Source organism: Thiomicrorhabdus aquaedulcis, from assembly GCF_004001325.1.
Taxonomy (GTDB): Bacteria; Pseudomonadota; Gammaproteobacteria; order Thiomicrospirales; family Thiomicrospiraceae; genus Thiomicrorhabdus; species Thiomicrorhabdus aquaedulcis.
Genome location: NZ_AP018722.1, coordinates 596,857 through 617,650, shown reverse-complemented (window position 1 = coordinate 617,650; position 20,794 = coordinate 596,857). Strand labels below are relative to the sequence as shown.

Annotated in this window: 20 protein-coding genes; 7 read left to right on the top strand and 13 right to left on the bottom strand. The window is 45.0% G+C overall.

Annotated elements, in window-relative coordinates; all coding sequences use genetic code 11:
• Nucleotides 1-6 precede the first annotated feature (6 nt).
• Nucleotides 7-726: a c-type cytochrome gene (locus EP181_RS02735; protein ID WP_127470302.1), complete on the top strand. Its 720-nt coding sequence runs from the start codon at nucleotides 7-9 to the stop codon at nucleotides 724-726.
• A gap of 271 nt (nucleotides 727-997) precedes the next feature.
• Nucleotides 998-1,279, top strand: coding sequence for a DUF3817 domain-containing protein (locus EP181_RS02730; RefSeq protein WP_127470301.1), 282 nt, complete (start codon nucleotides 998-1,000; stop codon nucleotides 1,277-1,279).
• 176 nt (nucleotides 1,280-1,455) lie between these two features.
• On the opposite strand, the gene ilvC is transcribed toward EP181_RS02730, so the two are convergent.
• From ilvC to orn, 4 genes are all read right to left on the bottom strand, one after another.
• Nucleotides 1,456-2,472, bottom strand: coding sequence for a ketol-acid reductoisomerase (ilvC, locus tag EP181_RS02725; protein ID WP_127470300.1), 1,017 nt, complete (start codon nucleotides 2,470-2,472; stop codon nucleotides 1,456-1,458).
• Between the two features lie 101 nt (nucleotides 2,473-2,573).
• Entirely contained in the window at nucleotides 2,574-3,065 is a 492-nt protein-coding gene (gene ilvN / locus EP181_RS02720) for an acetolactate synthase small subunit (protein WP_127470299.1), read from the bottom strand.
• A gap of 9 nt (nucleotides 3,066-3,074) precedes the next feature.
• Nucleotides 3,075-4,778 (bottom strand): acetolactate synthase 3 large subunit, encoded by a 1,704-nt coding sequence (locus tag EP181_RS02715; RefSeq protein ID WP_127470298.1) that lies wholly within the window; start codon nucleotides 4,776-4,778, stop codon nucleotides 3,075-3,077.
• Between the two features lie 254 nt (nucleotides 4,779-5,032).
• A complete protein-coding gene (orn, locus tag EP181_RS02710) occupies nucleotides 5,033-5,575 on the bottom strand; it encodes an oligoribonuclease (RefSeq protein WP_127470297.1) in 543 nt (180 codons plus the stop codon).
• Between the two features lie 103 nt (nucleotides 5,576-5,678).
• Here orn and EP181_RS02705 point away from each other — a divergent pair, with 103 nt between their 5' ends.
• Genes EP181_RS02705 through rsgA form a run of 3 tightly spaced genes read left to right on the top strand, consistent with a single transcriptional unit; the run spans nucleotide 5,679 to nucleotide 8,404 of the window.
• A complete protein-coding gene (locus EP181_RS02705) occupies nucleotides 5,679-6,950 on the top strand; it encodes a M48 family metallopeptidase (RefSeq protein WP_127470296.1) in 1,272 nt (423 codons plus the stop codon).
• A complete protein-coding gene (locus tag EP181_RS02700; protein ID WP_127470295.1) occupies nucleotides 6,947-7,300 on the top strand; it encodes a 4a-hydroxytetrahydrobiopterin dehydratase in 354 nt (117 codons plus the stop codon). The genes EP181_RS02705 and EP181_RS02700 overlap by 4 nt, the downstream gene beginning before the upstream one ends.
• Nucleotides 7,301-7,303: 3 nt before the next feature.
• Nucleotides 7,304-8,404 (top strand): ribosome small subunit-dependent GTPase A, encoded by a 1,101-nt coding sequence (gene rsgA / locus EP181_RS02695; protein ID WP_127470294.1) that lies wholly within the window; start codon nucleotides 7,304-7,306, stop codon nucleotides 8,402-8,404.
• Between the two features lie 16 nt (nucleotides 8,405-8,420).
• Here rsgA and EP181_RS11870 read toward each other — a convergent pair whose 3' ends face one another.
• Entirely contained in the window at nucleotides 8,421-8,591 is a 171-nt protein-coding gene (locus EP181_RS11870; protein ID WP_172959676.1) for a hypothetical protein, read from the bottom strand.
• 250 nt (nucleotides 8,592-8,841) lie between these two features.
• Here EP181_RS11870 and EP181_RS02690 point away from each other — a divergent pair, with 250 nt between their 5' ends.
• A complete protein-coding gene (locus EP181_RS02690) occupies nucleotides 8,842-9,147 on the top strand; it encodes a c-type cytochrome (RefSeq protein WP_127470293.1) in 306 nt (101 codons plus the stop codon).
• Nucleotides 9,148-9,304: 157 nt separating this feature from the next.
• Nucleotides 9,305-9,604, top strand: coding sequence for a c-type cytochrome (locus EP181_RS02685; protein WP_127470292.1), 300 nt, complete (start codon nucleotides 9,305-9,307; stop codon nucleotides 9,602-9,604).
• Nucleotides 9,605-9,734: 130 nt separating this feature from the next.
• Here the strand turns inward: EP181_RS02685 and EP181_RS02680 are convergent, their stop codons facing one another.
• The 8 genes from EP181_RS02680 to ndk all read right to left on the bottom strand — a co-directional run bounded on the left by EP181_RS02680 (nucleotide 9,735) and on the right by ndk (nucleotide 20,715).
• Entirely contained in the window at nucleotides 9,735-13,601 is a 3,867-nt protein-coding gene (locus tag EP181_RS02680; RefSeq protein WP_127470291.1) for a DUF3683 domain-containing protein, read from the bottom strand.
• Nucleotides 13,602-13,810: 209 nt separating this feature from the next.
• Nucleotides 13,811-15,232: a ribosome biogenesis GTPase Der gene (gene der, locus EP181_RS02675; protein ID WP_127470290.1), complete on the bottom strand. Its 1,422-nt coding sequence runs from the start codon at nucleotides 15,230-15,232 to the stop codon at nucleotides 13,811-13,813.
• Complete coding sequence (gene bamB / locus EP181_RS02670) at nucleotides 15,225-16,514, bottom strand: outer membrane protein assembly factor BamB (RefSeq protein ID WP_127470289.1); 1,290 nt, start codon at nucleotides 16,512-16,514, stop codon at nucleotides 15,225-15,227. Before bamB ends, der begins: the two co-directional genes overlap by 8 nt.
• Before the next feature lie 33 nt (nucleotides 16,515-16,547).
• Nucleotides 16,548-17,189 carry a YfgM family protein gene (locus EP181_RS02665; protein ID WP_127470288.1) on the bottom strand — a complete coding sequence of 214 codons (642 nt, stop codon included), beginning with the start codon at nucleotides 17,187-17,189 and terminating at the stop codon, nucleotides 16,548-16,550.
• An 80-nt stretch (nucleotides 17,190-17,269) separates the two neighbouring features.
• Nucleotides 17,270-18,547, bottom strand: coding sequence for a histidine--tRNA ligase (hisS, locus tag EP181_RS02660; protein WP_127470287.1), 1,278 nt, complete (start codon nucleotides 18,545-18,547; stop codon nucleotides 17,270-17,272).
• Between the two features lie 93 nt (nucleotides 18,548-18,640).
• Nucleotides 18,641-19,105 carry a helix-turn-helix domain-containing protein gene (locus EP181_RS02655; protein ID WP_127470286.1) on the bottom strand — a complete coding sequence of 155 codons (465 nt, stop codon included), beginning with the start codon at nucleotides 19,103-19,105 and terminating at the stop codon, nucleotides 18,641-18,643.
• 36 nt (nucleotides 19,106-19,141) lie between these two features.
• A complete protein-coding gene (gene rlmN / locus EP181_RS02650; RefSeq protein WP_127470285.1) occupies nucleotides 19,142-20,293 on the bottom strand; it encodes a dual-specificity RNA methyltransferase RlmN in 1,152 nt (383 codons plus the stop codon).
• Nucleotides 20,293-20,715, bottom strand: a complete 423-nt coding sequence (gene ndk, locus EP181_RS02645) for a nucleoside-diphosphate kinase (protein WP_420824410.1) — start codon at nucleotides 20,713-20,715, stop codon at nucleotides 20,293-20,295. The genes rlmN and ndk overlap by 1 nt, the downstream gene beginning before the upstream one ends.
• Nucleotides 20,716-20,794: the final 79 nt, after the last annotated feature.

The window sequence follows — 20,794 nt, the reverse complement described above, 5'->3', positions numbered from 1 at the left end:
CAAACCATGTTAAAACAAACCCTATTAGCGAGCGTCTTAATCAGCTCAGGCCTGTTTAACAGCGCCGCCATGGCTGGGCACGGTGAAAAACCCCACGCGCATCCATGGAGCAACTTTGCACTCGAAAACACCTTAAAAGCCATGCCCGCCGGAGACGCAATACGCGGCAAAGAGGTACACAATCAAATGATGTGCAGTTCTTGTCATGGTGAACACGGCGAATCGCCCTCGCGCAACTACGCCTCCTTAAACGGCCAAACCGTGGCCTACACCACCAAAATGATGCTCGACTACCAAGACGGTCGTCGCTGGGAAAACTTTGGCCAAGCCGAGATTATGGTTAAAATTGCCCAAGCGTTAACCCCGCAACAAATTAGCGACGTGGCCGAATTTTACGCTGCTAACCCCGCCACGGTATGGGGTGATGCCAACGCTAAGACAGAACCTGTGGACATGCACATTGATAAACTGGTGCGCAAAGGGGACGCCTCACGTATGATTACACCGTGTGCATCGTGTCACGGCGCGCACGGTGAAGGCATAGGCATTACCCCGGCCATTTCGGGACAAGTGCCCGAATATTTTGTGCGCACCATGCAGGCCTATCAAGACCAACAGCGTCATAACGACGTTAACAAAGGCATGTCACAATTTACCCACGACTTAACCGACGCCGAAGTGCAAGCCCTTGCACTGTATTACGCCACGTTAGTTAGAACTCGATAGGAGAATGCTATGACCGGACTAAAAGCCATTGCTTGGGGATTTATTTTAACCTTTGGTTCCATTGCATTACTGTGGTGGTTAAGTACACTCACTCAGGTGGCTGTTTAATTTAAACCGACCAGGCTTGGTTACTTTAAACTCACTAAATTAACTGGGCACAACGCTGTATTACTGCCCCGCCGACACCTTGCTCAGTTTTACACTGAGCAAGGTTTTTTTATAAACGTAATTTTAAACTGCGTCACAGCGCACACAACCACATGGAAAACCTATGAAAAATCTAAAACTGCTTTCGTTGCTCGAAGGCACCTCGCTCATCTTACTGCTGCTAATTGCCGTACCCGTAAAGCGCATGCTGGGTTTTCCCGAGTTAGTTCAAATCATCGGCCCCATCCACGGCATATTATTTATTGTCTTTAACTTACTGTTATTAAACGCGTTTAGAGTAAAACAAATCACCTTCTTACAAACCATCATTGGTTTTATCGCATCGCTCATTCCCTTTGGCAGCTTTGTGTTTAAAGCCAAAATCTTAAACAAACTCCCCAACTAAATCACACAGCAACATCATCCTGTAAAATCAAACTAACCAGGCCTGGTCAAACACAAAAACCAAACTGACCAGGCCTGGTTAAACATTTTATAAATCGCAAGGCATAAAAAAACCCACTTGCGTGGGTTTTAAGTAAGCGCTTAAACGCGGGTATACACTACCCTTGTATAAAGTTCTTAGTTCTTTTCTTGGTCAACAATCTTGTTGGCCGCAATCCATGGCATCATGCCACGAAGTTTTTTGCCCACTACTTCAATTCCGTGCTCGGCGTTTAGACGACGTGCGGCGGTCATTGACGGGTAGTTTGACTGGCCTTCAAGAATAAATTGCTTGGCGTATTCACCCGTTTGAATGTTTTTAAGGGCTTGACGCATCGCTTCACGTGATTCGGCGTTAATCACTTTTGGACCTGTTACGTATTCGCCGTACTCTGCATTGTTAGAAATAGAGTAGTTCATGTTGGCAATGCCGCCTTCAAACATTAAGTCAACAATCAACTTAAGTTCGTGCAAGCATTCAAAGTACGCCATTTCTGGCTCGTAGCCTGCTTCAACCAAGGTGTCAAAACCAGCTTTAACCAGTTCAACCGCACCACCGCACAATACCGCTTGTTCACCAAACAGATCAGTTTCGCACTCTTCACGGAACGTTGTTTCGATAATACCGGTACGTCCACCGCCCACTCCAGACGCGTACGCCAGTGCGATGGCTTTTGCGTTTCCAGACGCATCTTGCTCAATAGCAATTAGGTCAGGAACCCCGCCGCCACGTACAAATTCAGAACGTACGGTGTGACCCGGTGCTTTAGGCGCAATCATAATGACGTCTAAATCTTTACGTGGCTGAACTTGGTTGTAAATGATGGCAAAACCGTGTGCAAACGCTAATACCGCGCCTTGCTTGATGTTAGGCTCAATCTCTTCTTTGTACAGTACCGATTGAAACTCGTCTGGCGTTAAAATCATGACCACGTCAGCACCCGCTACTGCGGTCGGTACGTCAGCAGTTTTTAGGCCGTAACCCTGTGCTTTTTTGATTGAAGAAGAACCTGCGCGCAGGCCGACTGTAACATCAACGCCTGAATCTTGCAGGTTGCATGCGTGGGCATGACCTTGCGAACCAAAACCAATGATGGCGACTTTTTTACCGCGAATAATGGATAGATCGCAATCTTTATCGTAATAAACGTGCATTGTTTTTTCCTTAAATAGACAAAGTGGCTACTTGCCGTTGGCCACTCTTAATGGTTAATAATTATGTGTTAATAATACTTTTGTCAGTAATGTGCTAGGGACTAAACGTGCAAGCACTTTTCGCCGCGCATAATGCCCAACGTGCCCGAACGAATGGTTTCTAAGATTAAACCGTGGTCAATGGCGTCAATAAAGGCATCGAGCTTTTTAGATTCGCCCACCATTTGTACCGTGTACGTGGTGGCCGTGACGTCAATGATGTCGCCTCTAAAAATATCCGCTAAACGCTTATATTCTTCACGCATGTCGCCAGTGGCCGACAGTTTAATTAACATCAGTTCACGTTGAATGTGCGAGCCTTCGGTTAAGTCCAAGACTTTTACCACGTCCACTAAACGGTTTAAGTGCTTCACAATTTGTTCAACTTGCGCCGCTGTTCCACTGGTGACTAAGGTTAAACGCGACAACGAATCGTCTTCGGTCGGTGCAACGGTAAGCGCGTGAATGTTGTAGCCACGCGCCGAAAACAGTCCTGCCACACGTGACAATGCGCCCGATTCGTTTTCCATTAGCATAGAAATAATATGTTTCATAGTCTTCACCTACACCAAAATCATTTCGTTGAGCCCGGCACCGGCCGGAATCATCGGGTACACGTTTTCTTGTTGATCGGTAAGGATGTCAACAAACACTAAGCGGTCTTTGTACTTGTCCGAAAACACCTCAGCCAGTTGCGCTTCCATGGTTTTAGGGTCTTCAATGCGCACGCCTACATGGCCGTACGCTTCAGCCAACTTAACAAAGTCGGGCAAAGAATCCATGTACGACATAGAGTAACGGCGCTCGTAGAAAAACTCTTGCCATTGTCTAACCATGCCTAAGAAACCGTTGTTTAAGCAGATGATTTTGACCGCAAACCCATATTGTAAACAGGTTGACAGTTCTTGAATGTTCATCTGAATAGACCCTTCGCCGGTTACGCAAATTACGGTTTCGTTAGGAAACGCTAATTTAGCGCCCATGGCCGCCGGTAAACCAAAGCCCATAGTACCCAAACCGCCCGAATTTAACCAACGACGTGGTTTGTCAAACGGGTAATATTGTGCGGCAAACATTTGGTGTTGACCTACGTCAGACGACACGTAAGCGTCGCCATTAGTCACGCGCCATACGGCTTGCATGGCGGCTTGAGGCTTAATTTTTGAACCTGTTGTGTCATACCGTAAACATTGCGTGGCACGCCAGGCTTCAATTTGTTCCCACCACTGCGCCAACGCTTGCGCGTCCGATTTTTGCGTAGTTTTTTCCAAAATGGCGTTCATTTCGGTTAACACTTGCTTAACCGGCCCCACAATAGGAATGTCAACCAAGACGTTTTTAGAAATAGACGCGGGGTCTATGTCGACATGAATGATTTTAGCATCTGGACAAAACTTTTCTAGATTGCCGGTGACGCGATCATCAAAACGTGAACCAATGGCAATAATTAAATCGCTGTGGTGCATCGACAGATTAGCCTCGTAAGTACCGTGCATTCCTAACATGCCTAAAGCTTGTTTGTCTGACGCTGGAAAAGCGCCTAATCCCATTAATGTCTGCACAATTGGAAAACCCAATTTATGCGTAAGCGTAGTTAGCTCGGGCGACGCATCGCCCAATATAACGCCACCGCCCGTGTACAAAATTGGACGTTTTGCCGAGAGCATCATCTCTACGGCTTTTTTAATTTGTCCGCTATGGCCCTTCGTTACAGGTAGATAGGAGCGCATTTCAACTTCTTGCGGATATACATAAAAGCTTTTGGCGGTTTGGACATCTTTAGGAATGTCGACCACAACGGGGCCAGGTCGGCCAGTTGTTGCTAAGTAAAATGCTTTTTTGAGCGTAATAGCAAGGTCATCGACATTCTTGACTAAGAAGTTGTGTTTTACGATAGGTCTTGTTATGCCAACGGTATCAATCTCCTGAAACGCATCCAAACCGATCATCGCCGTAGGCACTTGACCGGTAATGCATACCATGGGAATTGAATCCATATAAGCCGTCGCAATTCCGGTCACCGCATTGGTGGCACCGGGACCCGACGTAACAAGAACCACTCCTGGTTTACCTGTAGAGCGCGCATAACCATCGGCTGCATGCACAGCCGCCTGTTCGTGACGCACCAAAATATGGCTTAATTTTTTAGCGTCTGTATCTAGGGCATCGTAAATGGGCAATACCGCCCCACCAGGATAACCCCATATGTGCTCTACCCCTTCATCCTCGAGATAGTTTACTAGGATTTGGGCACCAGTCATTTCCACAACATCGGTCCTCTTTATTAAGGCTTAAAGTATGCTCGGGGTTGTGTCATGTTTAATAATGTTTAATCATTATTTAACCATTACCTAACCAAAACCCAGCGCAACTTAGCGTAATTTTAACAAAATCGTCACATAAAACTATGTGAGAAAACGTGCAATTATATAGGATTTAACGCCTATTTAGAACTGTAAGAGGTTCTTTTTTAGCTGTTTTTTAGCTGTTTTAAGGCCTCTGTGCATGTTTAAACCACGGCTTAAGATTGAAACAAATGGCTACGATAGTGTTGCAACTCACTAATCGACTCCATAATGTCGTTCATAGCCAAATGCGTATCACTTTTGGTGTGCGATGCAAACACATTGGGCGCCCAGCGTTTGGCTAACTCTTTAAGCGTGCTTACGTCTAAGTTACGGTAATGAAAAAACGCCTCTAACTCTGGCATTTGCTCAACCATAAAACGCCGGTCTTGACAGATGCTGTTGCCACACATAGGCGATTTACCCGAGTCAACATACTGCCCCAAAAATGTGATGGTTTGTTGTTGAGCTTCTAACATACTCACACCACTTTGTTGCACTCGAGCCGTTAAACCCGACTGCCCATGATGCGTGGTGCACCAGTCGTCCATAGCGTCTAGGTCGGCTTGAGCCGTGGCGATAGCAATCACCGGACCTTGTGCCAACACATTTAAATTGCTGTCGGTTACCACGGTGGCAATTTCAATAATTCGATGAGTTTTAGGCTCTAAGCCCGTCATCTCTAAATCAATCCAAATTAAATTATTATCAGACTTCATATCAGTTTCCCTTTTAACTTACAATACAGGGCTATATTAACGCAACACACCCATTGTATGACGACAATAACTCAACAAAACTTACCGCTATAAACTGGATGATATGAACTGGATTACCCCGCTATTTTTAACCGCCTTAATTTTAAATTTACTGATTGAGTTATGGTTAAACATTAAAAATCAATTTTACATTGGCGCGCATCGTGCGCAAGTTCCTAATGAATTTGCCAGCATGGTGAACCTAGAAGCTCACCAAAAAGCCGCCGATTACAGCCGTGCTAAATTGCAGTTGAGCCGTTTGGGTCTATTTTACGACGCCGCCATTTTGGTGTTTATGACCTTAGGCGGTGGTTTTCAGGACTTATACAACCTGTGGCTTAACAGCGGGCTTGAACCCATTTGGCGCGACACGGCGTTTTTGCTGTTTACCTTGTGGTTTTTATCGCTGTTGCATCTGCCGTTTAGCATCATGAGCACGTTTAAAACTGAAGCACAATTTGGCTTTAACAAAACCACACCCGCTAAATTTATCAGCGATTTACTCAAGCAGTGGGCGCTTATGTTGGCACTGGGTTTGCCGCTTATTTGGGTGGTGTTAACCATTATGAGCGCCTACATTGACCAGGCCTGGTGGTTTTATACTTGGGTTTTTTGGATGGCGTTTCAGTTGATTTTATTATGGGCGTACCCAAAGTGGATTGCGCCCCTTTTCAACAAATTTACCCCACTTGCCGACGGCGAAATGAAACAGCGCATCGAAGCCTTGCTTGAGCGCACAGGGTTTGAATCGAATGGGATTTTTGTTATGGACGGCTCGTCACGCTCGGGGCACGGTAACGCGTACTTTACCGGCATGGGCAAAAACAAACGCATCGTGTTTTTTGATACCTTGCTCGAAAAACTCAGCCCCGACGAAGTCGAAGCGGTGCTGGCGCACGAACTAGGACATTTTAAACACGGGCATATTCGCAAACGCTTATTAGAAGGCACTGTGTTAAGCCTAGCAGGCCTGGCCTTATTGGGCTGGTTAATTCAACTGCCGTTGTTTTACTCTGGTTTAGGCATGACCACACAAACCCCAGCCGCTGCACTGCTGTTGTTTATGACCGCCGTACCTGTTTTATTCTTTTTTATGGGGCCTCTTAGCGCACGTAAAAGTCGTAAACACGAATTTGAAGCCGATGCGTTTGCCGCGCAACACGTAGGTGCATCGCATTTGGTGTCGGCGTTGCTTAAAATGTACCGCGACAACGCCAGCACCTTAACGCCAGACCCAGGCTATTCGGCGTATCACGACAGTCACCCACCGGCTAAAATTCGCATTGATTATTTAAATTCACTGCCACCCATGCCCAATACGGAGAACAGCGCATGACCCACATTAACCCATTTTTACAAGACCTCTTGGCGCAACACTGCCAAGAGATGCAAAAAGGCCAAAAGCCCATGATTATTCCGGCCATTGAAAGCCACCTTAGCCAACTGCCTGGTTGGGATGCGCCGTTAAATTACGCCTCCATCTCTAAAAAGTTTACCTTTAAAAACTACCCCCAAACCATCGCGTTTGTAAACGCAGTAACATGGTTGGCCAACAAAGAAGATCACCACCCTAACATTTGTTTTGACTACAATCACTGCACCGTAAGCCTCACCACTCATGTCGCCGAAGGGTTAACCCAAAACGATATGATTATGGCCGCCAAAATCAATCAACTGCTTGAATAAACTATGACAAAACGCCGGTTAACCCAACAACAAAAACGCCGTGTTTCAGATAAAAATCTGCACGCCCACACGCCCAATCAAGAGACCAAGTTAACCGCCAAAAATCCGGCTGACTCCGTTACCTTACCAGCCACGTCATTAGAAAACCAACTAGGCGACAAACAACCAGGCCTGGTCATTACCAGCTTTGGAAAACGCGTGTTAGTCGAAAGTGAAAACGGCGAACGCTACACATGCGCCATTCGTCAACATCTAGGCAAATTAGTGGCCGGCGACAATGTTATTTGGCAAACCGATGTTGAGGCACACACCGGCGTAGTGGTCAGCGTGTTACCGCGCGCGCATGAACTCAGTCGCCCAGGATTTAGAGGGCAAACCCGAATGGTGGCCGCCAACATTGACTTTATTGGTGTGGTCGCCCCCGTTGCACCCGGAATTCACCCCGACATGATTGACCGCTACTTGGTCGCCGCCATGCAACTGGACATTCCGGTGATTATCATCATCAACAAAGTCGATTTACTGCACACCGACGAAGATTGGGAAAGTATTGCCGAAGTATTGCATCCCTACGATGAAATGGGCATTGAATTGCTCACGGCCTCAACCGTCTCTAAAGAAGGTTTGGATGAACTGCGTGAATTTATGGAAGCCAAAAACACCGTGTTTGTTGGGCCATCAGGGGCTGGAAAATCCTCACTTATTAACGCGCTGATTCCAGACTTGGCCATTCGAGTAAACGAACTTTCAGCGTCTACTGGCTTGGGCAAGCACACCACCACCAACAGCATTTTGTACCACTTACCCAGCATTGACGGCACATCACGCTATAGCGGCAATTTAATTGACTCACCCGGTGTACGGCAATTTAGTCCAAACCCTTGTTCTTTAAGCGAGCTTGAACGTTATTATCCAGACTTTGCACCGTTTTTAGGACAATGTAAATACAACAACTGTACCCACTCTATAGAGCCGCACTGCGCCATTAAAACAGCCGTCGAAAACGATGACATTGCCTTAAGTCGGTACCAAAGTTTTCAACGTTTATTAGAAGAGTTTAAAGCCCAAGCCTTAGCGTTGGCTAACACCGCTAATCCTGAATAAACTGTCTGGTAAGTGGTCACAACCCCGCTTGCCACACCGAAAAACCATACAATAATCCAGCTGACCCAAAGACCACCGCAATCCAAAACAATAACACCAAACCAATGTGCATCGGTTTAGAAATTAACTTTAACACCAGCCAACTGGCAACGGTTAACACCAATATCAGCAACACCATTTTGAACATAACACTTCCACCCGTTTTAAAATCATTAAAAAAAAGCCAAAAACACGCCCAAATAATCATAAATAAAATATTTATCAAAGATTGACACTATTCTATCCAATATACCCAACCATTCTCATGGATTAATTCAGACTATTTAAGTTATTTTAAACATTGCTCCACCCTTAAATCTTGACTAACGCAACCTTTTAGTTTGTAATTGCATCTAGGGTTAATCCCGACTTTTTTTAGTGCTTTAGGAGAGTACAACATGAAAAACACGTTAATTGCTTTAGCTGCGGCTGGTTTAGTTTCTTTTGGTGCAGCAGCGCAAGCTGGTGATGCCGCTGCTGGTGCAACAGCTTACGCTACTTGCATTGGTTGTCACGGTGCCGCTGGTGAAGGCGGAGTAGGTCCAAAACTTGCAGGTGCCCCTGCAGCTGAAACCGTTGCTAAGTTAAATAAGTACAAAGCTGGTGAACAAGTAGGTCCTATGACTTCTATGATGGCACCAATGGCGGCTGGTCTTTCTGACGCCGACATCGCTAACATCGCCGCTTACACAGCTTCTCTATAATTTAGAGCGATTGTTAAAAGACCGCCTTTAGGGGCGGTTTTTTTTTGCCGATTAAGACAGGTCTAAATGCCGTATAAATCCAGAGTAGTACTTGATTTCAACGTCAACTTGGCTTTAAATAAAACTTTGTTTACAAACGATGCAAAAGAGAACTTTTATGAAAAAATTAATGATCGCTTCAGTGGCCGCAACGCTATTATTTTCTGCCTCTGCTTATGCGTTAGAAGCCCCAGCTAAAGCCAGCACCTGCATAGGTTGTCATGGTGCCGATGGCAACAGCGTTGTGCCAAACTTTCCTAAGTTAGCAGGTCAACACGCCAGTTACACGGCCAGTCAGTTAAAAGACTTTCGTGATGGTGTTCGCAAAAATGCAACCATGGCGCCATTTGCAAAAGGTCTAACGGATCAAGAGATTACCGACTTGGCTAATTTTTACGCAGCACAGCAAGCTAAATAAAACCTTAAATTTAAAACCTTAAAAGTGTAAAAGGCTTAAACAACCAGGCCTGGTTATTTACAATTTATTCGCATACAAAAAAGGCGCTTTTAATAAGCGCCTTTTTTGTTTATAACATAACTTAACCCACTTACAACAAGACTTTTTCAACGCCTTCGACTTTTAACTTGTCGCTAAAGTCTTTTTGCCAGTGGTCACCCAACAGATTTTTAGCCAACTCAACCACAATGTAATCGGTTTTTAAACCGGTTTCTGATTCATAGCGATTTAAGCCTTGCTGACACGCCGGACAAGAGGTTAATAACTTAACCTCGTCTTTTTTAACCACATGATCCGTTCCGGTTAACGCCTCAATGCCTTTTTTAAGCTCCAACCCTTTTCTAAAACGTAATTGGGTTGCAATATCAGGCCTGGCCGTTGCTAAAGTTCCAGCCTCACTGCAACAACGATCCGACAACAACACTTCTTCGGTTTTAAGCAAATCTTTTACCACTTGCGTGCCGTTTTGCTTTTTCATGGGGTCGTGGCATGGTGCGTGATACAAATATTTAACACCCGTAGCGTTGTTTAACGTCATGCCTTTTTCTTGCAAATACTCGTGAATATCCAATAAACGACAACCCGGAAAAATACGTTCAAACTCGTATTTTAGCAGTTGATCCATACAGGTTCCGCACGACACCAAAACCGTTTTAATGTCTAAATAGTTGAGCGTGTTAGCAACTCGATGAAACAAGGCACGGTTTTCAGCGGTAATTTGCGCGCCTTTATCGGCCTGCCCTGCGGCGGTTTGCGGATAACCACAACACAAATAGCCTGGGGGCAAAATAGTTTGTGCGCCCGACTCATACAACATAGCAATGGTGGCTAAACCAATATCGCTAAACAGTCGCTCTGATCCACAACCCGGAAAATAAAATACCGCATCCGACTCTTCGGTGACTTTTTTAGGGTCGCCAATAATCGGCACCATATTAGCCTCTTCCAAGCCCAATAACGCTCGCGTAGTAGCCTGATTTGGCCCGGTATTTAAGGGTTTTCGCACAAAGTTAATCACTTGTTGTTGCACGGGGGCAATCCGGGTACTTTGCGCAGGAATGTCCGAGGTTTTTCCTGTTAAACCAAAAAGCCCTAAAGCACGATTGGCTAACGTAATACCCACCGCACTCCAACCAATCATGGTTTTACGCAGTAACTTAATGGCAAACGGATTTTTGGTGTTTAAGAAAAACAACGCCATCTTGGTGGTAATCGAAAAGCGTTTTTTGCCCATTTTGGTTAAAATATTACGCATACGAATCGACACATCACCAAAGTCAATGTCCACAGGACAAGGTGTGGCGCACTTGTGACACGTTGTGCAGTGCTCGGCCACATCGTTCATAGCATCAAAATGTTGCAATGAAATCCCACGGCGAGTTTGCTCTTCGTACAAAAAGGCTTCAATGACCTGTCCTGTGGCCAAGATTTTGTCACGGGGTGAATACAGTAAATTGGCTCGAGGAATATGTGTTTGGCACACCGGCTTACATTTACCACAACGCAAACAATCTTTTATGTCGTTATTAAGTTGATCAAGCTCACTGGCTTCTAGAATAATAGCTTCTTGATTCACCAAACTTAGCGAAGGCGTATAGGCATTATCCAGGCCTGAACCGGGCATAAGCTTGCCTTTGTTAAAATGTCCTTGCGGGTCAACTTGGTTTTTGTAGGCCACAAACGCTTCGATTTTAGAGGTTTCTAAATACTGAAACTTGGTTAGCCCTATACCGTGCTCACCCGAAATCACCCCACCCAACTGCTTGGCAATGTCCATAATGCGATCCACCACCGATTCGGCCAATTGCACCATCTCATAATTGCCCGAATGAACCGGAATATTGGTGTGAATATTGCCGTCGCCGGCGTGCATGTGCAGTGCCACAAACAAACGTGCACTGCGAAGCTCGGCGTGAATGGCATCCAGTTTTTTATGCAATGCTTCAAAATCATGGCCTAAAAAGGTCTGTTTTAAATATTGCTTTACCTCGGTACGATAAGATAATCGAGCTTCACGGCGTAAAAATAGACTGGCGAGCGTATCGCCTTCCTTTACAAAAGCCTGAGCGTCAAGCGGTAACAAGTCCAAAAACTGATTAATGGGCGCATTTAAGCGTTCCAGCTTATCCAACCAACGTGTTTTGACCGTTTTAAAATGCTCTAATGTATCGGCTACTTTGCCTTTAAAATAGCTTGAAGGTCCTGAGATGTCTTCAAAATCATCTTCTTGGCTAAACTCGGGAATATCACCTTCAAAGTACTCAATGTAGGCGTTTAAAATATCGAGTTTATTTTTTATCGACATTTCGATGTTAATTTTTTCAATCTCAATGTTGTATTCATTGAGCTTATCGAGCGGAATCACCACGTCTTCGTTAATTTTAAATGCGTTGGTGTGCGAAGAAATCGCTGCCGTACGCGAACGGTCTAACCAAAAACGTTTACGTGCCTCATCGCTAACGGCAATAAAACCTTCGGCATTGCGCTTATTGGCCAGCTCGACAATTTCGGTGCAGGTTTTGGCCACTTCAAAGCCGTTCTCGCCACAAATGTCGGCTAACAACAACATCTTGGGCAACTCTTTGCGCGTGGCTTTGGTGTTGTATTTAACCGCTTTAATGTAGCGTTCGTCTAAATGCTCTAGACCGGCTATTAAAATTCCCTCTTTTTTCTTAGACTCAACGTAATCTAAAATCTCAACAATGGCGGGTACCGCCAAGCTTAAATCGGTACCAAAAAACTCTAAACAAACCGTGCGGGTATGGCTGGGCATGCGATGCACAATAAAGCGCGACGAAGTAATAAGCCCATCACACCCTTCTTTTTGAATTCCCGGTAAACCGCTTAAAAACTTATCGGTCACGTCTTTACCCAGGCCTGCCTGCCTAAACGACGTGCCGGGAATGCTTAAGCGTTCGGTGTCGCCAATTTGAGTTTGCCCGTCTTTTTCAAAACGTTTAATGTCAAACAGCACCATGGCCTGGTCTTGAAGCTTGCCAAGATTGTGATTAACCCGCTCAACTTCTAGCCATTTAGCGTCGGGAGTTACCATGCGCCATGAGGCTAAATTGTCCAGTGTTGTGCCCCACAATACGGCTTTTTTACCGCCCGCATTCATCGAAATATTGCCGCCAATAGTCGAGGCATCTTGCGAGGTGGGGTCAACCGCAAACACATACCCAAAGCGTTCAGCTTGTTCTGAAACCCTACGCGTCACCACACCTGCACCGGTTTTAATGGTGGGCACTTTACCAATTTGCGGCAACTCAACGTGTTCAACCAGGCCTAGATACTCTAGTTTTTCGGTGTTAATGACCGCCGTATTTTGATGCAATGGAATCGCACCACCGGTGTAACCTGTGCCGCCGCCACGCGGAATAATGGTTAAACCCAGTTCGATGCAACTGGCAACCATTTCAACAATTTCTTGTTCGGTGTCGGGCGTAAGCACCACCAATGGCAACTCTACCCGCCAATCGGTTGCATCGGTAGCATGCGATACTCTGGCCAGGCCGCTAAAATTAATATTATCGTCGCGCGTGACTCTTCTTAACTTTTTAAGCACGTTGCTGCGCATGGCTACTTGTTCAGGAAACCAGTTTGTAAACTGCACCACCGCTTCGCGCACCGCCACCAGTAACTCTTCGGCTTGAGTGTTACCATTTAAGCGAGTTTCAACATTTTTTAACCGGTGGTGCAACGCGTCAATTAAGGCGCCTCGACGCTTAGGATTATCGATTAAATCGCCCTGAATGTAGGGGTTACGAGTCACCACCCACATGTCGCCCAGCACTTCAAACAGCATGCGCGCAGAACGCCCCGTATTTCGGGTTTTACGTAATGCCTCAATCGTTTGCCAACACGATGCACCCAAAAATCTCAGCACAATTTCTTTATCTGAAAAAGAGGTATAGTTGTACGGAATTTCGCGAATACGTTTGGCCGGTTTAGGACTCATGCTAGGCTCACTTTTAGCTTATTGCTCTGTTTATTTGAATAAAATTAGGAAAACTATTTTACTGTTTGCATTGCACTCTTGCAGACGATTTTGCTTACGCCACAAATAATAAAGGCCAATTAAGGCCTGAATTATGTTCTTAAATGACACGGTTAAACCTGTCTATTAAGCTGGATGAGTATATTAGCTTTTTATTATAAGCGCTTGGCTCATCGACGTTTAGCTTGTTTTTTCTTTTTCTTGGGTTCAAAAGACGGGCCTTCTGAACGTTTGGCATAGCTGCTTGAAAATTTATTTTTGCGGCCTTCAAAAGGGTTGCTCGCCGCACGATATTCTACACTCACAGGCGTACCCACCCATTTAAAGGCTTTGCGAAACACATTCACTAAATATTTGGTGTACGCTTGAGGTAATTTATCGACCTGCGTGCCATGCACAATGACCCTTGGTGGGTTTAAACCACCCAAATGAGCGTAACGAAGCTTAACGCGACGTCCAGAAATTAAGGGCGGTTGATGTTCTAATACGGCCTGTTCAAGTACGCGATTAAGGTCAGAGGTTGAAACCCGCTTAAACGCCGCCATATGAACTGCATTGACTGTGTCAAACAAATCTCCCACGCCCGTACCGTGTAATGCCGAAATCAAGTGCTGTTTGGCGTATTCTACAAACGACAGGCGATAACTAAGTTCATGTTTTACTTTTTGACGCTGATCGGCGCTTAAGTTATCCCATTTATTGACTGCTAACACCAAGCCTCGACCTGACTCAATCGCCAAACCTAATAGCGTTAAGTCTTGATCGGTTAACCCTTCCGAACCATCAATCACTAAAATAACTACGTGCGAATCTTCCATCGCTTCAATGGCTTTGACAATGCTAAATTTTTCAATTTTTTCAGAAATGTTCTTGCGTCGACGAACCCCGGCAGTATCAATCAACGTGTAATCCTGACCATCACGCACAAACGGCACAAAAATACTGTCGCGTGTAGTACCTGGCATATCAAAAGCCACCACGCGTTCTTCACCTATCATGCGATTAATAAGCGTTGATTTACCCACATTAGGTCGACCAATAACCGCTACGCGAATGCCAGGATGCGCGTCTAATGCCAAGCCATCGTCCTTATCCTTAAGCGGCAAACGATCCAGCACATCATCTATACAATTAGCGACATTATCACCGTGCGCCGATGAAATGGCCACGGGCTCTCCCAAGCCCAATACAAAAAAGTCAGCGGTAGCGGTCGTGTGCTCATGACCTTCAGTTTTGTTCACCACCACTTGCACAGGTTTATCAAACATACGAATGTACTTAGCAATGAGTTCATCGCCTGGCACAATCCCTTGGCGTCCGTCCACCAAAAACAAAATGGCATCAGCTTCTTCTAAAGCGGCCTTTACTTGTCCGGCCATTAAGGGATCAATCCCTTCTGCCACGCCACTTAGGCCGCCGGTGTCCACTACAATATACGGTGAATGCCCGACACGACCCGTACCATATTGGCGGTCACGGGTTAACCCTGGATAATCGGCCACAATCGCATCGCGTGAACGCGTTAAGCGATTAAATAAAGTGGACTTACCCACATTGGGGCGGCCAACTAAGGCAATAACAGGTTTACTCATTAACGGTTTTACCTTGTGTGTTTAAACCTGCTTCTATAGCGGTTTTATTTTGCGACGCGTGTTCTTTTGATGCCTGTTCTTGCTGTGCCAACTCAGCTTTAAACTGAGCTAAAGTAGAAGGACGAACTTGATAACTGGTAATCACCCCTTCTTCATCCAGTAAGTAAAGACGGTTGTCCTGAACAAAAACACGCAAAATATAATTGCCATCACCGTATTCATTGCTGTGCTTTACCCGAGCGTATTCTGTGCCTTGTACTTTATTAATAAAATGCACATAACCCCAATCGTCGGTGGCCAATAACAGATCATTAAAAAACACCAAATCACCTACTGTACGATTTTTTAGCGCGGCTTGTTTCCACAAAGAAACCCCACTGCCTAAATCAAATGCTTGAATAACATCTTCATCATCCACCACATAAAGTGCTGAATCGTCGGCCACAAAGTCACGATAACCTGACAACTCTTTTATAAAGTAAAAGTTACCGTTCTCTGGGTTAATAGAGGCTAGCTTGCCATGAAAGCCCATGACAAATAAACGACCTTGTGTAAAGACTAAACTTGATTGCACGTCTACTACGCGTTCTAAATCAGTGCGACCTTTGGGCACAGCCACGCGGGCTTCCCACAATAAATCACCCGATTTAGCCGTAAACGCTTGCACCATGCCACTTTCCCATCCCACAAACAACTTACCGTCTTCATAGACCACCGCAGGGGCACCGCGCAAAGACAAGCTGGGAATTTGATGTTCAAATGTCCATATTATTTTGCCGCTTGCCAAATCCAATGCATACAAGCGACCGTCTACTGTGCGGGTAAATATTTTACGTTCGGCAATAACCGGCAAACTAAGCACTTCACTCGACAATTCGGTTTGCCAAATAATATGGCCGTCATCCGCTGAAAGCGCCATAACATTGCCTTTGTCGGTGCCTACAATCAAACGATCGTCCACTCGAGTAGGACCCGACAAAATACCTTCCGAAAACTGAGTTGTCCAAATAACTTGATCAGTCCAGCGACTGGTATTGTCTTTTTTAAAGGCTGTCAAATGACCCGTAGTTAAAGCAATAAACACCCGCTCGTCGTCTTGTGAGAAAAACAACCCCTCAGCATCTTTGTTAGGCAAACCTTTAAGCTTAACCTGCCAATTTCGGTCTAACGTTAAAGCCGACTCAAGAGGCGATAGAACGGTCTCTTGTTTGACAATTTTGGGTGACGAACAGGCCGTCAATAACACCGTTGCTAAAAGTACCGTGATAAAACGTACAGTCATTGCAATATCCAACCTTTTTTTGTTAAAAACGCGTTACTGTGACAAATCATCAAGCTGAATTTGCGCCAAACCTTGCAAGCTCTTGTCAGAGTCACTATTTTTTACCACGCTGTCAAAAGATTGATAGGCCTGTTCTGTTTTACCCTGAGATAAAGCAATTTGACCTGTCACAAAATCGTATAGTGATTTTTGTGCGGTGGGCAAATTCATTTTAGCCACTGCGTCTAGTGTGGCTTGTGCATCACTAAATGCTTTTTGATCGGCCTGGATTCTTGCCAAACGTAAATAGGCTAACGATTGTAATGTTGTATCTTGCGCATGCTCTGCAACCCACAGTAAATTGGATTTGGCACTGTCCATATCGCCATTATCAAAGCTAAACTTGGCATACATTAACGCCGCAGCAGCCGCATATGGGCTTTCGGGCTGTTCTTGTACTAATTTTAAGGCCTCACGCGACACCTCTCCAAAGGTTCCTTGCTGTAAATTAGCTTGCAACACTTCAAATAAAGCCGATGCGTTGACCGCTTGCGCCATTTGAGAATTTGACCAATAACGCCAACCCGAAAATGCGACGGCAATCACTAAAATAGAGCTGAGAAGCCAAGTTCCATTTTTCTTCCACCACGTTTTAATAACATCAATTTGTTCTTCTTCTGTATCGTAACGACTCATATTTGACCTATTTTTTACATAAATTAAAATTTTGTTCTAATGACTTGGCTTAACCTTAACAGGAGTTAATATAATTTTATTTAACTCAAATTAAACTGGGTGTTTAAATACCCCGCCAACTCACTCCAGCCAACACTTTGCTGTTCGGCCTCAATACGCAATGATTTTACAATAGCGCGTTGCTTTGCAACTTCTTGTTCGCCCAGCACAACCGCAAACATTGCACCCGATTTATCGGCTTTTTTAAATTGACTTTTAAAGCTCCCGCCACCGCAATTCATCTGAACATTAAGCGTTGGCAAAGCATCGCGTAACATTTCAGCCATGACCAGGCCTGGTCGTTCTACATCTTGACCGACCAGCACCATGTAAACATCAGGCGTGGCTTGCGCTGGCACTAATTGCTTGTCCATTAATAACGCTGTTAAACGTTCAATGCCCATAGCAAAACCCACTGCTGGGGTTGGTTTGCCACCGATTTGTTCAACCAAACCATCGTAACGTCCACCAGCGCACACCGTACCTTGCGCACCCAACTCAGTGGTGACCCATTCAAAAACAGTGCGATTATAATAATCTAAACCACGCACTAAGTTTGGATTAACCACATATTCAATGCCTAAATCGTCTAAGTGCGTTTTTAACTGTTCAAAATGCGTGCTCGACTCATCATCCAAATGCTCGAGCAGTTTTGGAGCACCGTCAATAATGGCTCGTAAATCAGGATTTTTACTGTCTAAAATACGTAAAGGATTGGTGTGCAATCGTCTTAAACTGTCTTCATCTAACTGCGCAATAAATTGACTTAAGTAATTTACTAACAACTCACGATAAACTTGTCTGGCCGCTTGGCTGCCCAATGAATTAATTTGCAATTCTAACGTGTCTAAGCCTAACTTTTCCCACAAGCGTGCCGAAAGCACAATCAATTCAGCATCAATGTCAGCACTAGAAAGTCCAAACACTTCTACCCCAAATTGATGAAACTGACGATAGCGTCCTTTTTGCGGACGTTCGTAACGAAACATGGGACCGCTATAAAACAGTTTTTGCACTTGATTATGCGCTAACCCATTTTGCACCACTGCACGCACGCACCCTGCCGTGCCTTCTGGGCGCAGGGTTAAACTTTCATTATTACGGTCGTTAAAAGTGTACATCTCTTTTTCGACAATATCGGTTACTTCGCCAATTGAACGTGCAAATAACTCGGTTTTTTCTACCAATGGCAATCGAATCGACTGGTAGCCGTATTGCGCTAAAGTACTTTGCGCAGTATTAATTACATAATCAAATGCTTGAGCATCCGTGCCAAAAATATCGTTCATGCCACGGATTGCTGAAATTTGTTCGGCCATAAAAAAACACACTCTTTAAATTTTGTTTTTGATAGATTTTAAATGCGTCAAGAGACCTTTGCACGACTATTGCACAGGTGTCAGCCGAACGCACTACTCACTCTTAAGCGGCAAAAATTCGTGCACCTGTAACGCGTCTACGGCTTGTTCAACCTCTACCAGGCCTGGCCAATAGGTCATCCCTATCCACAAAAGACCTAACAGAAAAGCCAACCACAGTATCCCCTTAAACAGCTTAGACCCAATTAACACTTTTTTAGCCGGATAATTAAATCGTTTGGTTGAAAGTAACTCACTGCTTACCGCAATAACATCTGGAAAATACGGCTCGTACACCGACTTATCAATGTCTAACAGAGCGGCATAATTGCGAATATAACCGCGCTCAAATGGACTGATTAAAGCCGGTTGAATCGTATCAGACTCCATTTGCGCCACTTGCTCTAACGATAAATTAAGTTGCTGTGCTACCGCCTCAATCGTCAGGCCGCGCTCAATACGCGCATTTTGCAAAATTTCATTTAAAGGTTGCATTGTCATGCACTCTTGATTGCTCATATTTATCTCAATATACTCGGTTTTACATCCAGAATTTTAAGTCAAGGGCCTAGGTTCAAAATGAACGCGGTGTAACGTACGCTTGGTTCGGTCGGCCACTTTTCCGGCAAGCTGACCGCACGCCGCATCAATGTCTTCACCCCGAGTTTTACGCACCGTTACTTGCAGCCCTGCAGCTTCTAAAATGTCTTTAAAACGATGTATTGCGTTGTTAGACGAACGTTTGTAGTCGCTATTAGGAAAAGGATTAAATGGAATCATATTTACTTTGCAAGGCAAGTCACCCAACAAAATGGCTAACTCATGCGCGTGTTCTATTCGGTCATTTACACCGTCAAGCATCACATACTCGATGGTAACGTGTTTTTTACTGTGCCCACCTTCCACATAGCGATACAAGCTAGGCATTAAAACTTCTAATGGATATTTTTGATTAATAGGCACCAACACATCGCGCAAGGCATTGTTAGGTGCGTGCAATGAAATCGCCAAACTCACATCGACTTCATCCTTAATTTTATCAATCGCCGGCACCACCCCTGCGGTACTGATGGTAACACGCCGCTTTGACAAGCCATAGGCGTAATCGTCCATTAAAATGCGCGCCACTGGAAACGTATGCGTTACATTTAACAACGGCTCACCCATGCCCATAAACACCACATTTGAAATACGGCGCTCTTCTTTAGGCTTACAACCCAACGCTTTATTGGCCACCCACATTTGGGCAATAATCTCCCAATTTTCTAGGTTGCGATTAAATCCTTGTTGGCCAGTTGAGCAAAACGTGCACTCTAAAGCACAGCCAACTTGCGATGAAATACACAAAGTACCGCGATTTTTTTCAGGAATAAACACCGTTTCAATCGAATTATGATTATCTACTTCCAGCAACCATTTAATGGTGCCGTCCTCGGAATATTGTTCAGCGACAATTTTGGGTGTTCGCACCCAAGCCAACTGCTTGAGCTTGTCACGCAAGGCCTTGCTAAGATTGGTCATCTCATCAAACTCGCTCACACCAAATTGATGAATCCACTTCATTACTTGACTGGCGCGAAAGGGCTTTTCACCAATTTGCGTAAAATACGCTTCCATCGCCGCACGATCCATACCCAACAAGTCAACTTTAGCAACCACAGGGTGCGGCGCATCCAAGCCTGCTTCAATCACGTTATTCACATCCATTAGGCTCTTTCACACAGTTCAATTTGGCTGAAAAAATAGGTTATTTCACGCGCCGCACTTTCAGGTGAATCGGAACCGTGCACTGAATTACATCGCACCGACTCAGCAAAATCGGCACGAATAGTGCCCGCTGCCGCCTTGGCTGGATCGGTAACGCCCATAATTTGACGATTTTTGGCTATGGCATTTTCGCCTTCTAACACTTGCACGATTAATGGGGCTGAAATCATAAATTCCACCAGCGGCTCATAAAACTCTCGCCCTTTGTGCTCGGCATAAAAGCCTTCGGCTTGGCTGCGCGTTAGATGCAACATTTTAGACGCAATAACGCGCAAACCATTGGCTTCTAGACGTTGCAAAATAGCGCCTGTTAAATTACGACTAACCGCATCGGGCTTTATCATTGAAAAGGTGCGTTCCATGAGAATTTTCCTATAAAAATCAAGTTGGCGTATTTTAGCAACAATTAAACAAACCTGCAGAAAAACAAAACCCCAGAGG

What these genes read in the sequence shown, in the direction of transcription:
- rsgA (WP_127470294.1), top strand. Translation starts at nt 7,304, where the DNA reads ATGACAAAACGCCGGTTAACCCAACAACAAAAACGCCGTGTTTCAGAT.
- EP181_RS02730 (WP_127470301.1), top strand. Translation starts at nt 998, where the DNA reads ATGAAAAATCTAAAACTGCTTTCGTTGCTCGAAGGCACCTCGCTCATC.
- ilvN (WP_127470299.1), bottom strand. Translation starts at nt 3,065, where the DNA reads ATGAAACATATTATTTCTATGCTAATGGAAAACGAATCGGGCGCATTG.
- EP181_RS11870 (WP_172959676.1), bottom strand. Translation starts at nt 8,591, where the DNA reads ATGTTCAAAATGGTGTTGCTGATATTGGTGTTAACCGTTGCCAGTTGG.
- EP181_RS02690 (WP_127470293.1), top strand. Translation starts at nt 8,842, where the DNA reads ATGAAAAACACGTTAATTGCTTTAGCTGCGGCTGGTTTAGTTTCTTTT.
- EP181_RS02680 (WP_127470291.1), bottom strand. Translation starts at nt 13,601, where the DNA reads ATGAGTCCTAAACCGGCCAAACGTATTCGCGAAATTCCGTACAACTAT.
- bamB (WP_127470289.1), bottom strand. Translation starts at nt 16,514, where the DNA reads ATGACTGTACGTTTTATCACGGTACTTTTAGCAACGGTGTTATTGACG.
- ndk (WP_420824410.1), bottom strand. Translation starts at nt 20,715, where the DNA reads ATGGAACGCACCTTTTCAATGATAAAGCCCGATGCGGTTAGTCGTAAT.
- rlmN (WP_127470285.1), bottom strand. Translation starts at nt 20,293, where the DNA reads ATGGATGTGAATAACGTGATTGAAGCAGGCTTGGATGCGCCGCACCCT.
- der (WP_127470290.1), bottom strand. Translation starts at nt 15,232, where the DNA reads ATGAGTAAACCTGTTATTGCCTTAGTTGGCCGCCCCAATGTGGGTAAG.
- EP181_RS02665 (WP_127470288.1), bottom strand. Translation starts at nt 17,189, where the DNA reads ATGAGTCGTTACGATACAGAAGAAGAACAAATTGATGTTATTAAAACG.
- EP181_RS02705 (WP_127470296.1), top strand. Translation starts at nt 5,679, where the DNA reads ATGAACTGGATTACCCCGCTATTTTTAACCGCCTTAATTTTAAATTTA.
- hisS (WP_127470287.1), bottom strand. Translation starts at nt 18,547, where the DNA reads ATGGCCGAACAAATTTCAGCAATCCGTGGCATGAACGATATTTTTGGC.
- EP181_RS02655 (WP_127470286.1), bottom strand. Translation starts at nt 19,105, where the DNA reads ATGAGCAATCAAGAGTGCATGACAATGCAACCTTTAAATGAAATTTTG.
- ilvC (WP_127470300.1), bottom strand. Translation starts at nt 2,472, where the DNA reads ATGCACGTTTATTACGATAAAGATTGCGATCTATCCATTATTCGCGGT.
- EP181_RS02735 (WP_127470302.1), top strand. Translation starts at nt 7, where the DNA reads ATGTTAAAACAAACCCTATTAGCGAGCGTCTTAATCAGCTCAGGCCTG.
- EP181_RS02700 (WP_127470295.1), top strand. Translation starts at nt 6,947, where the DNA reads ATGACCCACATTAACCCATTTTTACAAGACCTCTTGGCGCAACACTGC.
- orn (WP_127470297.1), bottom strand. Translation starts at nt 5,575, where the DNA reads ATGAAGTCTGATAATAATTTAATTTGGATTGATTTAGAGATGACGGGC.
- EP181_RS02685 (WP_127470292.1), top strand. Translation starts at nt 9,305, where the DNA reads ATGAAAAAATTAATGATCGCTTCAGTGGCCGCAACGCTATTATTTTCT.